This window comes from Nostoc sp., from assembly GCF_036917435.1.
Taxonomy (GTDB): domain Bacteria; phylum Cyanobacteriota; class Cyanobacteriia; order Cyanobacteriales; family Nostocaceae; genus Nostoc.
Map to the genome: position 1 here is coordinate 177849 of NZ_JBALDM010000040.1, position 15254 is coordinate 193102.

11 protein-coding genes and 1 pseudogene are annotated in these 15254 nt (G+C 40.0%); 4 read left to right on the forward strand and 8 right to left on the reverse strand.

The genetic code is table 11. The features are described 5' to 3' along the window. Positions 1–44: 44 nt before the first annotated feature. From V7K98_RS19935 to petN, 3 genes are all read right to left on the reverse strand, one after another. Entirely contained in the window at positions 45–3176 is a 3132-nt protein-coding gene (locus V7K98_RS19935) for a GAF domain-containing protein (protein WP_335024883.1), read from the reverse strand. A 152-nt stretch (positions 3177–3328) separates the two neighbouring features. Further along, positions 3329–3475 carry a hypothetical protein gene (locus V7K98_RS19940; RefSeq protein ID WP_322734397.1) on the reverse strand — a complete coding sequence of 49 codons (147 nt, stop codon included), beginning with the start codon at positions 3473–3475 and terminating at the stop codon, positions 3329–3331. A 22-nt stretch (positions 3476–3497) separates the two neighbouring features. Continuing rightward, positions 3498–3587: a cytochrome b6-f complex subunit PetN gene (gene petN, locus V7K98_RS19945; protein ID WP_017322509.1), complete on the reverse strand. Its 90-nt coding sequence runs from the start codon at positions 3585–3587 to the stop codon at positions 3498–3500. Positions 3588–3944: 357 nt separating this feature from the next. On the opposite strand from petN, the gene V7K98_RS19950 reads away from it, so the two are divergent. The 3 genes from V7K98_RS19950 (at position 3945) to V7K98_RS19960 (ending at position 7673) form a co-directional block, all read left to right on the forward strand. Further along, the gene (locus V7K98_RS19950) at positions 3945–5831 is read left to right on the forward strand and encodes an ATP-binding protein (RefSeq protein WP_335024885.1); all 1887 of its coding nucleotides are present in this window, start codon (positions 3945–3947) and stop codon (positions 5829–5831) included. A 30-nt stretch (positions 5832–5861) separates the two neighbouring features. Then, on the forward strand, positions 5862–7127 hold the full coding sequence (locus tag V7K98_RS19955) for a hybrid sensor histidine kinase/response regulator (protein ID WP_335024887.1): 1266 nt from the start codon (positions 5862–5864) through the stop codon (positions 7125–7127). 114 nt (positions 7128–7241) lie between these two features. Beyond that, positions 7242–7673, forward strand: coding sequence for a hypothetical protein (locus V7K98_RS19960; RefSeq protein WP_335024977.1), 432 nt, complete (start codon positions 7242–7244; stop codon positions 7671–7673). 172 nt (positions 7674–7845) lie between these two features. On the opposite strand, the gene V7K98_RS19965 is transcribed toward V7K98_RS19960, so the two are convergent. Both V7K98_RS19965 and V7K98_RS19970 read right to left on the reverse strand, forming a co-directional pair. Then, positions 7846–8118 (reverse strand): type II toxin-antitoxin system RelE family toxin, encoded by a 273-nt coding sequence (locus tag V7K98_RS19965; protein ID WP_335024889.1) that lies wholly within the window; start codon positions 8116–8118, stop codon positions 7846–7848. After that, on the reverse strand, positions 8105–8317 hold the full coding sequence (locus V7K98_RS19970; protein WP_335024891.1) for a hypothetical protein: 213 nt from the start codon (positions 8315–8317) through the stop codon (positions 8105–8107). Before V7K98_RS19970 ends, V7K98_RS19965 begins: the two co-directional genes overlap by 14 nt. A gap of 288 nt (positions 8318–8605) precedes the next feature. Here V7K98_RS19970 and V7K98_RS19975 point away from each other — a divergent pair, with 288 nt between their 5' ends. Next, entirely contained in the window at positions 8606–10393 is a 1788-nt protein-coding gene (locus V7K98_RS19975) for a GmrSD restriction endonuclease domain-containing protein (protein ID WP_335024893.1), read from the forward strand. 41 nt (positions 10394–10434) lie between these two features. On the opposite strand, the gene acnB is transcribed toward V7K98_RS19975, so the two are convergent. The 3 genes and pseudogenes from acnB to V7K98_RS19990 all read right to left on the reverse strand — a co-directional run bounded on the left by acnB (position 10435) and on the right by V7K98_RS19990 (position 14892). After that, positions 10435–13098: a bifunctional aconitate hydratase 2/2-methylisocitrate dehydratase gene (acnB, locus tag V7K98_RS19980; protein ID WP_335024979.1), complete on the reverse strand. Its 2664-nt coding sequence runs from the start codon at positions 13096–13098 to the stop codon at positions 10435–10437. A gap of 301 nt (positions 13099–13399) precedes the next feature. Continuing rightward, a pseudogene (locus V7K98_RS19985) lies at positions 13400–14296 on the reverse strand (DUF4351 domain-containing protein). A gap of 200 nt (positions 14297–14496) precedes the next feature. Next, on the reverse strand, positions 14497–14892 hold the full coding sequence (locus V7K98_RS19990; protein WP_335024895.1) for a hypothetical protein: 396 nt from the start codon (positions 14890–14892) through the stop codon (positions 14497–14499). Positions 14893–15254 lie beyond the last annotated feature (362 nt).

The window sequence follows — 15254 nt, forward strand, 5'->3', positions numbered from 1 at the left end:
CTGCCATACCCCTACTGTTTCAGAAAACATCGCCTGATTTTTTCTTAGTTAACTATCGGTTTTATCGGGATTTCTATCCAGAACTCACAGCCGTTACCCGGTTCAGAAACACACTTGATATTACCACCGTGTTTTTCAACAATAATTTGGTAGCTGATAGATAATCCTAAACCAGTACCTTGTCCGGGTTGTTTGGTGGTAAAGAAAGGTTCAAAAATGCGCGATCGCATCGTCTCTGAAATCCCGCAACCATTATCAGCGATGCAAATTAGAATGTTCTTTTCTTCAATGACTTGTGTCCGAATCCAAATTTTAGGATTGTCAATTATTTTTCCATTAGTTACTGAGTTTTCTAGTGCATCGATCCCATTGTTGAGAATATTCATAAATACCTGATTCATCTGGGCTGCATAGCATACTACTAAAGGCAATTCACCATATTGTCTAACTATCTCAATAGCCAAAGAATTAGTCTGTGGTTGCAGTCGATGTTGTAAAATCAATAAGGTACTATCGATGCCTTCATGAAGGTCAACGGACTTCATTCCTGTTTCGTCAAGTCGAGAAAAACTACGTAACGACAAGATTAATTGAGAGATCCGTTCTGCCCCCATCTGCATTGAAGTAAGAATTTTGGGTAAGTCATCACTAATGAAATCTAAATCCAGTGCTGCTACTTGCTTTTTAATTTCCTCTGTTGTCTTAGGATACTGTTTCTGATAGAGGCGTAGTAATTTAAATAAATTTTCGGTATGTTCATTAACATAAGTGATGTTGCCATAAATAAAACTAATGGGGTTGTTAATTTCATGTGCTATACCAGCAACTAATTGCCCTAAACCTGCCATTTTTTCACTCTGAATTAACTGGCTCTGAGTATGTTGTAATTCTTTAAGAGTCTGGGTAATTTCTTCTTTTTGACGTTGAGTTTGTGCAAGTAATTCCGCTTGCTGTAGTCCTACCCCTAACTGAGTACCAATCTGCATCAGCAAATCTACCTCATCTTCTTGCCAATCACGGGGTTTGATATTTTGATAAGCTGCTAGTAATCCCCAAAGTTTATCACCCTGAAAAATCGGCACAATCATATATGCCCTAGCCTCCATTAGCTCAAGCATGACAATATAAGGAATAGAATCATCGGTGCTGTAAATATCCTTAATGACAATACTTTTACCATTAGCAAAATCTCCGTTTTCGGGTTCTTGCAAGTAGTTACTTGCGTAGGCGTAGCCTGTTGTAGACATCGCAGGTAAAATGTCCCTTACTGGTATCCAATCTTGGGCTAAAGACTCAGCAACAAATTCGCCACTCCCATCAGCCCGGAATCGATAGATTGTGACTCTATCGACTTCCAATAACCGCCGGACTTCTTCTGTACTAGTAGCAAAAATAGTGTCAATATCAAGAGACTGGCGAATTTTCTCCACCGTTGCGGCTAATGCCTTTTCCCTTTGGGCTGCTTTCCGTTCTCGTTCGGCGGCTTTAGCCAATTTTTGGGACTGTACCTGCACCTGTTTCAATGACTCAGCTTGCTGTAATGCTACCCCCAATTGAACGCCAACTTGGGCCAATAAGTTGATTTCCTCATCTTGCCAATAACGGGGTTGGGAGTTTTGATAAGCTACTAGCAATCCCCACAACTTTTCGCCCTGAGAAATTGGTACAAAAGCTTCATTCCGTGGATACTTACCCGCTTGCTTTCCTTGGACAAAAACGCCTTCTGTCACTGGCTGGGGCTTAACCATTGGTGTCCAACCATCAACAATAGAATCAGCAACAAATTCGCCACTCCAGTCAGGATAGAAGCGGTAAATTGCGACTCGTTCCACTTCTAACAGCCGCCGGACTTCTTGAGTTGTGGTTTTAAAGATGGCTTCAATATCAAGAGACTGACGAATTTTTTCTACGGTGTTTGCTAACGCCCTTTGCCTTTCCGCAGCTTTACTAATTTCTGCTGCTTGGATTTGCATTTGTTGGATAAATTCTGCTTGCTGCAAAGCCACACCTAATTGCGTTCCCACTTGGGTAAGCAAGTAAACCTCGTCTTTTTGCCAATCACGGGTTCCACTGTTCTGGTAGACTGCTAGCAATCCCCAGAGTTTTTGACCGTGGTAAATGGCAATGATTACATAGGCTCTTGCTTGATAAATTTCTAAAATTTTAATGTAGCAGTCGCTAAAGCCGGAATTGTAAATATCATTGCAAATGCGGTATACTTCACAATCACTAAAGCTACCCCCTTCGGTATCTTGTAAGTAGGTGTCAGCTACTGGGGGTTTAGCTAAATCTTTGGCACTACATTCACTGATGTTTTCACTCAATTCCGGCCGTTGGAATTGTTCATCAATGAGGGAAATCCAACCCTCTGCCACTGATTCAAACACGAATTCACCACTCCAATCGGGATTGAAGCGATAAATGGCCACGCGATCGGCATTTAGCAGCTGCCTAAGTTCTCGGGTGGTTGTGTGGAAAATACTTTCTAAGTCTAGAGACTGACGAATTTTCTCAATGGTGATGGCGATAATTTTCTGCCATTGGGCTGCCTTTTCTCTAGCTTTTGCTTGTGCTAGTTGTGCTGATTGTAGTTTTACCTGTTCTAGGTAATCTGCTTGCTGTAAAGCAACTCCTAGATGTTCGGCGATTAATTGCACAAACTCAATTTCTGATGCTTTCCATTGGCGAGGACTACTACACTGATGAATACACAACAATCCCCATAAATCTTTACCTTTTATTAAGGGGACAGTTATATTGGCACGTACCTGAAACCTTTCCAGAATCTGGATGTAGCAATCACTGGCGTTAACTTGATGAATATCAGCTATTGCTCTAATTCGACCTTGCTGATATAGTCCCGCAAATTCTTCACTAAAGCAATGGTCGCGCAATTTAGCTGCTAGTGCCGAATTCCATTCTGTTGCCACATCTTCATAGATAAATTCCCCTTCCCATTCCAAATCAGGATACAAGCGAAACACGCCAACCCGATCGGTTTTCAGAAGTTGACGGACTTCAGTGACTGTAATTTTGAAGATGGTTTCTATGTCTAGAGACTCGCGGATGCGGGCAATAACTCCAGATAAGGCTTTCTGTTGCTCATTCTGACGTGAAGGAGATTCTTGTTGTTCTGAATTTGGTTCTATGGGTTGATTAGTAAAGGAGTTTTCCATTCCCAGTGGGATTTTAAATATTGAAATTCTTCTATCTCATGATTCCCGTTGCGATCGCAAAGGTAACAATTATTTTCTTATAATGCTAAAAAACAATGTAGGGACGCGATATTATCATGTCCCTACAAGAAGATTTTTCAACCACCAGAAAATTATCGCCGCTTGGGAGTGGCGCTGCGGCTGGTGCGTTTGTCTTCATCTCGGCGACGGCGATCGCGCCAATCTGCCACAGTCAAATAACCAATACCACCGGTGACTACTACGAGCAGCACTATGGCAACTATTGTTAAAATACTCAAAAATGGACTTTCCACAATACCTCTACAGTCCGTTACGTCCCCAAACTACCATTGCAATTGACCAAGTGAACACAACTAACAGCGCTACCCAACCTAGTGTCAAAATCTCCATAGTCCCGCTTTTCAAATAATTACAAAAGGTTTCTAGTATTTATCATACAGGGATTGGGCAAGCTGAGATTTTTTTTATAAATTACATTGTAACTTTGGTATGCGATCCCAAAGGAGTCACCATCTTCTCTTGGTAAGCTGGTACTTCAAGCATTAATAGGACTTACGCAAACAATATCTAAAACCCTAATTCTATGGTAGGGGCAATTCATAAATTGCCCCTACAGCGTGTCCTTTTGCGTAAGTCCTAATTAATAAAGACTAAATGTAAAATAACAGCGATCGCGCTTTCCCTCTTGATGGTTTGGGAATACTAGGGTTACGGGTATATATTTCAAATCCAACAACCCCTAGTATCATGCCGACATTTTTCAACGATCCTTTCCAATCCAACGGTTTTATTCCCCACGGACATTGTTATCTCTGGCAAACTGGATTAGTTTGGCTCCATATTATTTCTGATGCCACGATCGCTCTGGCCTATTATTCTATTCCCTTCCTACTGATTTACTTTATTTCCAAGCGCAAAGACGTTCCTTTCAATGGAGTCTTTTTGTTATTTGGTGCTTTTATTATTGCCTGCGGTACTGGACACTTAATAGATATTTGGACGCTTTGGCATCCAGACTACTGGATTGCAGGTGGTTTAAAAGCTATAACTGCCATTATTTCCATATACACGGCATTTGCGTTACTTTACCTCATGCCTCAAGCTTTGACACTACCCAGTCCAGCGCAGTTAGAAGCTATTAATCAAGTCCTTTCAACTGAAATTGTTGAGCGCAAGCGTATTGAGAAAGAACTACGCCTTGCGGAGGAAGTAGCTCAAAATTCCAACCAGGCCAAGAGTGAATTTCTCGCTAATATGAGTCATGAACTACGCACACCTCTTAACGGCATCCTGGGCTATACACAAATTATCCAACGCACAGAATCTTTGAGCGAAAAAGGACGCAAAGGACTCGGTGTTATTTATCAATGTGGTTCTCATCTTTTAACCTTAATTAATGATGTTCTGGATCTCTCCAAGATAGAAGCCCGAAAGTTGGAATTGTATCCTGTTGATTTCTACTTACCTGCCTTTATAGATAGCGTGACTGAAATTTGCCGCATCCGAGCAGAACAAAAAGTCATCGAATTTAACGTCGAACTCGATCCTAATTTACCAAGTGGTATTCATGCTGATGAAAAACGCTTGCGGCAAGTATTAATTAACTTGCTTAGTAATGCCATGAAATTTACTAATCAAGGCAGTGTCACCTTCAAAGCTCAGGTAGTTGAGCAAGAATCAAATACTAATGGAAAAACTAACTACAAGATTCGCTTTGAGGTAATAGATACTGGCACAGGTATAAGCCCCGAACAAGCTGAGAAAATCTTCCAACCCTTTGAGCAAGTAGGGAGTCAGAAACGACAATCTGAAGGTACAGGTTTAGGATTAGCAATCAGCCAAAAAATTGTTTTGTTGATGGGCGGTCAAATTCAGGTACAAAGTGAATTTGGCAAAGGTAGCACTTTCTGGTTTGAAGCAAAATTGTCAGAATCTAAAGACTGGGCAAAAGTTTCTAGAGTAGTTGAGCAGGGAACTATTATTGCTTATCAAGGAAAAAGGCGCACCATTTTGATTGCGGATGATAAATGGGAAAACCGATCGGTAATTGTAAATTTACTAGAGCCGGTTGGATTTACTGTTGTAGAAGCTAATAATGGTCAAGAAGCATGGGCACAGTCTCTAGCCCACGAACCAGACATGATTATCACTGATTTGGTGATGCCTATATTGGATGGATTTGAATTCATTCATCGTTTGCGTCAGTCTGGGGCATTTAAAGAAATTCCAATCATCGCTTCGTCAGCAAGTGTATTTGCAGTCGATCAACACAAAAGTATTGATGTCGGTGCAGATGCATTTTTACCAAAGCCTGTAGAAGCTGAAAATCTGCTAGAAATGCTACGACAGTTTTTGCAACTGGAGTGGATTTTTGATGCTAATGTAGACGCTATGAAAAAAACCTCTCCAGATGGTTTTAATCAACAAAATCAGCTGATTTATCCTGGCAAAGAGGTTTTGCAAGAGTTACTCGAACTAGCACAAGATGGCGATATTCAGAATATTTTAGAACTGGCTGAAAAACTTTCTGCATCTAATGATAAACTAAACATTTTTTCCCACCAAGTCATCCAACTTGCTAGTAATTTCCAACTCAAACGTTTGGAAACGTTTATTGAAGAATCCATCAATTAATTTAAGTTAAATTTCAATTTCCAATTCATCATGATCAAACCCAAAAATAACGAATTTATTTTAATTGTGGATGATAATCCGACAAATTTATCTGTCTTGTGTGCGGCGCTTAATAGCGAGGGTTTTCGTTTCCGTGTTGCAGTCGATGGAGAAACTGCGATCGCTCAGGCTGAACGCAATCAACCAGAGTTGATTTTGCTGGATGTCCAAATGCCAGGTATTGACGGCTTTGAAACTTGTCGTCGCCTCAAAGCCAATCCTGTCACCCAAAACATTCCGATTATTTTCACCACTGCCTTAGCGGATACGGAAAGCAAAACCAAGGGATTTTCCCTTGGTGCAGTAGACTATATCCCGAAACCCTTTGCCCAAGAGGAAGTCATTGCTAGAGTGCGCGTTCATTTGCAACTCAAAAAATTGACTGAATCTTTAGAACAACAAGTTAGCGATCGCACCAAAGCTTTGCAACAAGCACAAGTCCAACTGGTACAGCAAGAAAAACTATCAACGCTGGGAGAATTAATTGCTGGTATTGGCCATGAAATCAACAATCCCATCAATTTTATTTCTAGCAATATTCCACCATTGAAAGAATACATTGCAGGAGTAACCGAGTTGCTTTTACTGTATGAACAAGAGTATCCAAACCCAACAGCCAAAATTACCACTGCTATTGAGAAGTTGGATTTAAACTTCGTTCTCGAAGATATGGTAAAAATTTTGAACTCACTCCAGCTAGGAAGCGAACGAATTCAAAATCTTTCTAATTCACTCCGCAATTTCTCTCGCTCGGATAGTGATGCCAAAATACCTGCCGATTTGCACCAAGGATTAGATAGTACACTAATGATTTTGCAACACCGTCTTAAGGCTAATGGCGATCGTCCCGGTATTGAAGTTATTAAAAATTATGGAGTATTACCAGAGGTAAATTGCTATCTCGGCCAGATGAATCAAGTATTTATGAACATTCTGGCAAATGCAATTGATGCCCTTGATGAAGCCCTAATGGAAGGCAAAATGAGTAATCTAAATCCTCAGATTAAAATTGCAACAGAAATAGATTCGGAAAAATTGGTTGTAATTCGGATTGCTGACAATGGAATTGGTATTCCTGAACGGTTGAAAAAACGCTTATTTGAGCCGTTATTTACTACAAAAATAGTTGGTAAAGGCACTGGACTTGGCTTGTCGATTGCTTATGAAATAGTTGTAGAAAAACACAAAGGTGTATTAGATGTAAATTCTCAACCAGGTCTAGGAACTGAGTTTATCATCAAAATTCCCATCCAATAGCAACATTGAATTAATTACAAAGCTGCTTTAGCATTTATGATACTAGATATCAGGAGAAATTTCCCTAATATCTAATTTCTATAAAGAGTGAATCCAACTTTAGATCCTCAATTAATGGCAGAACGTATAGAATCCCTCAAGGCTGGAATAGTTGGAGGTTTATCTGTGTGTTTTGCTTTTCTGCTTGTCAGTCTCTTGAATACTCTTGTACTAGCAAAGTATTTTCAGATCCTCGCAAGTCTGCACAGTGATATTAACTGGCGCTTGTGGGTGAGTGGTGTTGTTGCAACTTTTATTGGCTTACTATTTGGTGTCACTTACCGCTATATTATCCGCTCAGATAAAAATCCCCAACTTAAAGCCGGTGGTGTTCTAGCCTTTGGCTTGGTGCGAGGATTAACTCAGATAGAGCTTGGGTGGAATTTTCACAGCATAATTTGGCCTTTTTTGGTATTAGCGGCAGAAAGTTTATTATGGTTTGCGTTTGCAGCGATCGCTCTTGATCTTGCTATTAAACTCCGTTGGGTTAAACCTTTTTCATCATAGATTTGCCGCGCCTGTATTCAAGCATTACCTTGGATTTGCGGTAAACTCAAGGTTCAAAATCAAAACCACTTTGTCACCAGAAGCATAATATTTCCGTCAACAAGGTAGCGATCGCTGATTTTCACGTTAGGCGATCGCTGTCACAGAATATAATTATATTACAGTATGTGCTTCAAGGAAAAATTCTGTAGATGTCTTTGCGGTGAGCGACTCGTTGGCAGATTAATGTTTTTGTTGCTTGATCAAGAGTAATGCCAATACGATAATCACCAACTCGAATTTTATATTTATCGCTATACCCTTTCAGCTTTTCAAGATATCCTAATTCAAACGGATTCTCTGATTCAATTTCTTGAAACACGATAGGTTCTATGCGGCTTTGAATCTCAACTGGTAAAGCAGCAAGTTCTTTCAAGAATCTTTTGGTATATTCAACTTGCCACATTTTCTTCTTTTAGTGATTGATAATATTGTAGTGCTTCATCTTTTGATAATGGTTTTTCTTCTTCTACTTCCTCTATGAGTTTTGCTAAACCATAATCCTCAAGAATTTCTTCAATCTTTTCAAATTCAGCGATAGGAATTTGTACGGCAATAGGTCGTTGATTGTCATCGATAACATAGCTTTTGTGAAGTTCAAGCATTTTAATAACTCCTATTTTTTTTATTCTAATATAAAAAAATCGTGAAGTTCTTCCGTAGAAATAGGAGACTTATATTTAACAGTCTATAGCGATCGCATAGATTGACTTCTCCCCCAGCCCCTCTCCGAAGCGGGGAGCCGGATTTCTCCACCTTCCCTCGTAGGGAAGGGGGTTGGGGGGTTAGGTCTGTGTGCGACGGTGCGAGGGTGCGATATGTCGTAAATATAACCTATATTTTTAAATTACTAGAGTATAATTTGTTATTAAAGTTACTTAAAATAATAATTTATGAGTACAGCACCTCGCCCAATGACCGTTAATGAGGCCTACCGGCTCTATCGCTCAGGTAATTTGTTAGTAAATCGTAAGTATCAACGAAAGCTTGTTTGGACAGTATCAGAAAAAGAAAAATTAATTGGAAGCATTTTACTGAAATATCCAATACCTCTTATTTTGCTAGCAGAACGACCCCAAATACACGGCAGTGGCAAGTATGAAATTATAGATGGAATGCAAAGACTAAATGCAATTTTTAGTTTTATTGAAAATACATTTACCTTTGAAAATGAATATTTTGATATTAATGAGTTTTCCTATGCTAGGCAATTAGCAGAAGATGGTACTTTTTCAAAAATACAAGACAAGAGTGCTAAAATTCTTGCCAAAAACAAATGTGCTGATATTGTGGATTATCTATTAGCAGTAACAGTTTATACTGCAATGGAAGAGGAAGATATTACAGAAATTTTTGGTCGAATTAATTCCAGTGGTAAACATTTAAGTCGTCAAGAAAGAAGGCAAGCAGGGGTAACTACTTTGTTTGCAGAAGTGGTAAGAACAATTGCAATGAAGCTACGCGGAGACGATTCTGATAAAATATTACGTCTTCCTGAAATGCCAGAAATTAGTATTGATTCAAAACAATCTAATCAAGGCTATAAAATTCAAGCTGATGACACAATATGGTGTAAACAAGGTGCTTTAACTGTAATACAGTTACGAGAAAGTGAAGATGAGCAGATGATTGCTGATATTGTTGCATCTATTTTGTTAAATGAGCCACTATCACGCAGTACTGAACGTTTTGATGATCTTTATGATCCAAATAGTTCCTATGCTCAAAAACTTGAAAATGCTTTGATAGCTTATCTGCCTAAAAGACTTGAAGAAGAAATAATAAAAACATTTTCTATACTTAGGGAAACTATAGAATCTTATAGTTCAGAATCAAAATGTTTGCTGAAAATAGTTAACCCTAAGAGTACTAATCCTATACCAACTGCCTTTTATACTATTTTTATGGCTTTTTTTGATTTAATAATTCATCAAGGGTTTTCTCCAACAGAGCCTTCATCTGTCATTAATGCTTTAAAAAATCTTCAACAAAGGCTAGATTTAAGTCATCGCTACACAAAAACAGAAGACAGAAAAAATAATATTAACCAAACAAAGGGACTGATTCAAGATTTTTTTGCTAAAAGAGAACCACCAGTACTTGGACACGGAGTTGAGTTAGCACTAGATTTTGAAAACTCTTTACGTCGTTCTCGTATAGAAACAACCAGGTATGAATTTAAGCAAGGCTTTCTTGATTTGTCCCCTAGCAGAGAGTTCAATAAAGATTTACTAGACAAAATTATTGAGACAATTTGTGGAATTGCAAATTTATGTTCAGCCACAGATGGATATATTCATATTGGGGTAACTGACTCGAAAGAAGATGCAGATAAAATCGAAAAATTAGACAAAATACAACCTCTTGAAATTAATGGCAGATATGTCGTCGGAATTGACAGAGAAGTAAATTTATACAACAAAGCTAAAGATACAGAGCAGTATGTAAGAATATTAAGCAATGCTATTCAAAACTCTGCTCTTACTGAACCACTGAAAGCACAGGTACTAGCAAAGTTTGACACAATATTATATAAAGGGTTGTCAGTGATTAGAATTACGGTTCCTCCCCAAAGAGCAGTATCATTCGTTGGTAACACAGCTTTTACAAGACAACACTCGTCTACTAAATCTGTACAAGGCCCTGAGTTACTAGCTATCAATCAGCTTTTTCAAAAATGATTATTTTTTTAGGGTGGGCATTGCCCACCCTACTTTACTGATTAACGCAAACTACTAGCTGGCATACCCAAAATATCCTCAAGCCTCGGCATATCTTCCAACGCAATCACGCGCCCTTCATCCTCAAAATCGACAATTTGATCAAAGTTCAAATACCGATACAAATCATCTGCAAAAGGCTCAATTCTACTCGCCACAATATCCAAATATTCCTGCACTGTCGGCAGCCGTCCCAGCAGCGCACAAACTGCGGCTAATTCTGCTGAACCAAGATATACTCGCGCATCTTTACCCATGCGATTATTGAAGTTGCGGGTAGAGGTAGAAAACACTGTTGTGCCATCAGCAACTCGCGCCTGATTACCCATACACAAACTGCATCCTGGCATTTCTGTACGCGCACCCGCAGCCCCAAAAACGCTGTATACACCTTCTTCTTTTAATTGGTGTTCATCCATGCGCGTTGGTGGTGCAATCCACAAGCGAGTTTTCACTTCACCTGCACCTTCCAAAACTTTCGCTGTTGCCCGATAATGACCGATATTCGTCATACAAGAACCGACAAATACTTCTTGCACTGGATCGTTAGCAACCTCCGATAATAACTTAACATTATCGGGGTCATTGGGAGCAGCAACAATTGGTTCTTTGATTTCGTTCAAATCAATTTCAATTATTTCGGCATACTCGGCATCAGCATCGCCTTCTAATAACACGGGATTTGCTAACCATTCTTCCATTTTTGCCACACGCCGCAACATGGTACGCGGATCGTGATAGCCCCGCGCTATCATATTTTTCAGTAAGGCGACGTTAGAACGCAGATATTCCGAAATTGTCTCTACACTGAGCTTAATTGTACATCCGGCACAAGAACGTTCTGCACTAGCATCAGTGAGTTCAAAGGCTTGTTCAACTTTTAAATCTGGCAAACCTTCTATTTCCAGAATTCGCCCGGAGAAAACATTTTTCTTATTCTGCTTCTCTGCTGTCAGCAAACCTTTTTGAATTGCAACGTAGGGAATGGCATTTACAACATCCCGCAGAGTTACACCTGGTTGCAATTCTCCTTTAAATCTTACTAATACTGACTCTGGCATATCTAAAGGTATGACACCCAAAGCGGCTGCAAAGGCCACTAATCCCGAACCGGCGGGGAAGGAAATACCCAAGGGGAAGCGGGTGTGAGAGTCGCCGCCAGTTCCCACGGTGTCGGGTAGTAGCATGCGGTTTAACCAAGAGTGGATTATACCATCACCGGGACGCAGAGCAACACCGCCACGAGAGGCAAAGAAATCGGGGAGTTCGTGATGGGTTTTGATGTCTACTGGTTTGGGATAAGCGGCTGTATGGCAAAAACTTTGGATAACTAAGTCTGCACTGAAACCAAGACAGGCGAGTTCTGTTAATTCATCGCGGGTCATGGGGCCTGTGGTATCCTGGGAACCTACGGTAGTAATGATGGGTTCGCAAGATGTGCCAGGGCGCACACCAGGTAATCCGCAAGCTTTACCGACCATTTTCTGTGCCAAGGTGTAGCCTTTACCTGTATCCAAGGCTTGCTGGGGACGGGTGAAAACGGTGCTGGGTTCTAAACCGAGTGCAAGACGGGTTTTATCGGTGAGGGTACGTCCGATAAGTAGGGGGATACGTCCACCTGCGCGGACTTCATCGAGGATGGTGTCGGGTTTAAGGGCAAAGGTGGAAATGACTTCCCCTGCTTCGTTGGTGATTTCGCCTTTGTAGGGATGGATGGTAATTACCATGCCGGTTTCTAGTTTGGTGACATCGCACTGAATAGGCAAAGCACCGGCATCTTCTGCTGTGTTAAAGAAAATTGGTGCGATCGCACCACCTAAAACATAACCCCCAGCGCGTTTGTTTGGCACAAAAGGTATATTATTTCCTGTATGCCACAATACGGAGTTAATGGCAGATTTCCGCGAGGAACCAGTACCAACTACATCCCCGACGTAAGCTACAGGATGTCCTTTTTCCTTCAACTCGGCAATGGTTGCCAAACTTCCCGGTTGCCGTGACTCTAACATTACTAAGGCGTGTAAGGGAATATCTGGGCGAGTTGTGGCACTTTGGGCAGGGGATAAGTCGTCGGTGTTGGTTTCGCCAGGAACTTTAAAAACAGTGACAGTAATCGCTTCTGGGACTGTGGGGCGAAGGGTAAACCATTCAGCTTCCGCCCAAGAGTCAATCACCCGTTTGGCGAAAGGATTGGTTTTAGATAACTCTAAAACATCGTGGAAGGCATCATACACCAAAAGGATTTTGCTTAAGGCATTGGCGGCATAGGCAGCGATGGGTTCCTTTCCTTGTCCACCCATTACCAGAGGTGTTTCGGATGAGTCGGAGAGAGATACGGTAGGCAATTGCAGTAAATCAATTAAAGATTGCACGTTGTAACCACCTATCATTGTCCCTAGCAATTGCACCGCTTCGATGGGCGCAATCAAGGGACTGGTGATTTCCTCCTTAGCGATCGCAGTGAGAAATCCAGCTTTGACATAAGCTGCTGGATCGACACCAGGAGAAACGCGATCGCTCAATAAATGCAATAATATATCCTCTTGACCCTTGGGCGGATTTTTCAGTAATTCACATAATTCTGAAGTTTGCTTTGCATCCAATGGTAAAGGAGGAATACCGAGTGCTGCTCTTTGGGCAACGTGTTTACGATATTGTTCTAGCATTTTTATCTTCTCCATTGGGATTTTCTCCCTTCAATTATGAAATATTTTTAGGCAATACTCGGCTATAAAAGTTTAGCTTACTTTTATTAGTGAAAGCCTTACTGGTAATCGGTTATTAGCAAGGTTTTTTTATACTGAAGGTATAGTTTTAAAAGTATTAGGCGAATTGAATTTGCTACTACACTAAACTTAGTCTACCTCCGTGGACTAAGAAAAAATCAAGGATTTTTAACCCAGGTTGGTGGGTTTTGTTTGTATAGCCAAGCCAGTGCTTCAAGTCGCCAGATATAGTAATAATGAATTAGATTGATTGTTGGTTTAACCAAGTTTCTAAATCAGCAACGCTAGAGAAGTCTAATAATGCTTCTCCTAAATTCTCTAATTTTTCGAGCGATAAGCCTTGAATTCCCTCGATTAATGAGGTATCAATGTCACCAACACGGCGATTTAGTAAGCGTAGAACTAAACGTTGTTCTCCTTGTTTATTTCCTTCCTGTATAGCTTGTTCTCTGTCTCTTTGATAAAGTGGTTCTAATCGCATAATTAACTCCCTATCATCTGCTTCTAATTCTTAATTTACTCTCAAGTTTTCGCGCAAGTTGTAAACTAATTCGAGAGTTGCTTTTTGGTATGGATGATCTAATGGTAACGCTTGCAACTCGATAATTGCTTGTGACTGCACGCTTCCCCTACCTAAAAGCCTCAACCATAATGTCTCTGGTGTTTGGGGTAGTTGGTGTATTGCTACAATTGCTGTCCGCAAGGCACCTGGCAGAAAATGCACTCCTGATAACTAACCTGCTTTTTGCATAGTTCCGAAGCTAGACAATCTAGTTTCAGATATGGTTGGTGTAAGAACCCACAATTTGGGAATTTCTAAATCCTAAAGTTTGGTTTTGTTGGCTTTAGCTTCTCGTCGCAGGAGAGCCTTTATTTCTAATAACTTTAGAATACAGTCGCAGATTTCATCGGTAGAAGCTGGATTGCGGTATGGTTCTATAATCGCAGGCTGTTCAGCAAATCTTCCAAGCATTCCCAGTATTTGTATATTAGAGTTTTGCTCTTTGGCAGGAGTGAATAAAACATCTATTTCTTTAATCTCTCCTGATACTTTTTCGGATGCCTTGACTTCTCCGTAATCTTTCAGTAATTCTTCTAGATAGTCTTTGGCGAATTTATCATGTATAAACCTGGTCATTCAATTTTAAGATTTCGGAAGTTCTGCGTTAATGCAAAGTCTTATTATATAGCAGTCCTAAATCATTCGTGATGAAATAGAACCCCGACTTCTTTGAGAAGTCGGGGTTCTGGACACCTTGAATTTTCACAAATACCATTCTAAAAAAGTTAAAAGCAGATTATATAAGCTTTTTGACTTTTGACTTCCGTGTAGCGGTACTAGGCGGTTATTGCATTTTCATTTGATGTTTTATCTGTATTAGATTTTAAGCGTGTCAATCTGCTTTTACGGATACGTTCGCTGTCTCGAACGCCACCGGCAAGTTCATATTCATTACTGTTTTTGCCGTACTTAAAACCAACCCCCATCAGCATTTTGTCTGAAACCTGACTTAAGTTTTTTTCCATCTCATCCAGCTTTTTTCTAGAAGAGTCAATCATCGCTATAGCAGCGTTATAATTATCAAGGGTATTGTGAAAATTTTCTATTAATTGACTCAGGTTTTGCAAGTTGTAAGTATCATTAAAATTGATATTTGGATCGATAGCTTTCAACCCGGCAACTCTGAACTCAGCTTTTTCTAAAATCCGGGAACTACGTTTTGTTCGAGGCATCAATTTACACTTTTAAAAGCTTTACAGAGCTATTGTGTCTCAGTTAGCCTGGTTTATGGTTCAGCAAAAAGCGCATTTTTTTTAGTAAAAGTTTTTATTTATGTCCGTGATTTCTCGGAATTTAATCATCAAAGGTTGATTTTTGGCAAAATAATATTATCTTTGGTCAACAGCGATTGCTTTAACCTTAAGCCTTAATGTTGTAACCTTAAGGCTTAAAGTTACAACATTAAGGCTTTATGTTGTAACCTCAAGGCTTAATGTTATAACCTGAAGTCTTAATGTTATCATCTTAAGGCTTTACGTTCTAGCTCTAAGGCTTTATGCTGTAACCTTAACAGTCAACCTCATAACATTGATGA

Excerpts from the sequence above, each read along its gene's own strand:
- petN (WP_017322509.1), bottom strand. The coding sequence starts at position 3,587 with ATGGAGATTTTGACACTAGGTTGGGTAGCGCTGTTAGTTGTGTTCACT.
- V7K98_RS19975 (WP_335024893.1), top strand. The coding sequence starts at position 8,606 with ATGAGTACAGCACCTCGCCCAATGACCGTTAATGAGGCCTACCGGCTC.
- acnB (WP_335024979.1), bottom strand. The coding sequence starts at position 13,098 with ATGCTAGAACAATATCGTAAACACGTTGCCCAAAGAGCAGCACTCGGT.
- V7K98_RS19950 (WP_335024885.1), top strand. The coding sequence starts at position 3,945 with ATGCCGACATTTTTCAACGATCCTTTCCAATCCAACGGTTTTATTCCC.
- V7K98_RS19970 (WP_335024891.1), bottom strand. The coding sequence starts at position 8,317 with ATGCTTGAACTTCACAAAAGCTATGTTATCGATGACAATCAACGACCT.
- V7K98_RS19935 (WP_335024883.1), bottom strand. The coding sequence starts at position 3,176 with ATGGAAAACTCCTTTACTAATCAACCCATAGAACCAAATTCAGAACAA.
- V7K98_RS19960 (WP_335024977.1), top strand. The coding sequence starts at position 7,242 with ATGGCAGAACGTATAGAATCCCTCAAGGCTGGAATAGTTGGAGGTTTA.
- V7K98_RS19990 (WP_335024895.1), bottom strand. The coding sequence starts at position 14,892 with ATGCCTCGAACAAAACGTAGTTCCCGGATTTTAGAAAAAGCTGAGTTC.
- V7K98_RS19955 (WP_335024887.1), top strand. The coding sequence starts at position 5,862 with ATGATCAAACCCAAAAATAACGAATTTATTTTAATTGTGGATGATAAT.
- V7K98_RS19965 (WP_335024889.1), bottom strand. The coding sequence starts at position 8,118 with ATGTGGCAAGTTGAATATACCAAAAGATTCTTGAAAGAACTTGCTGCT.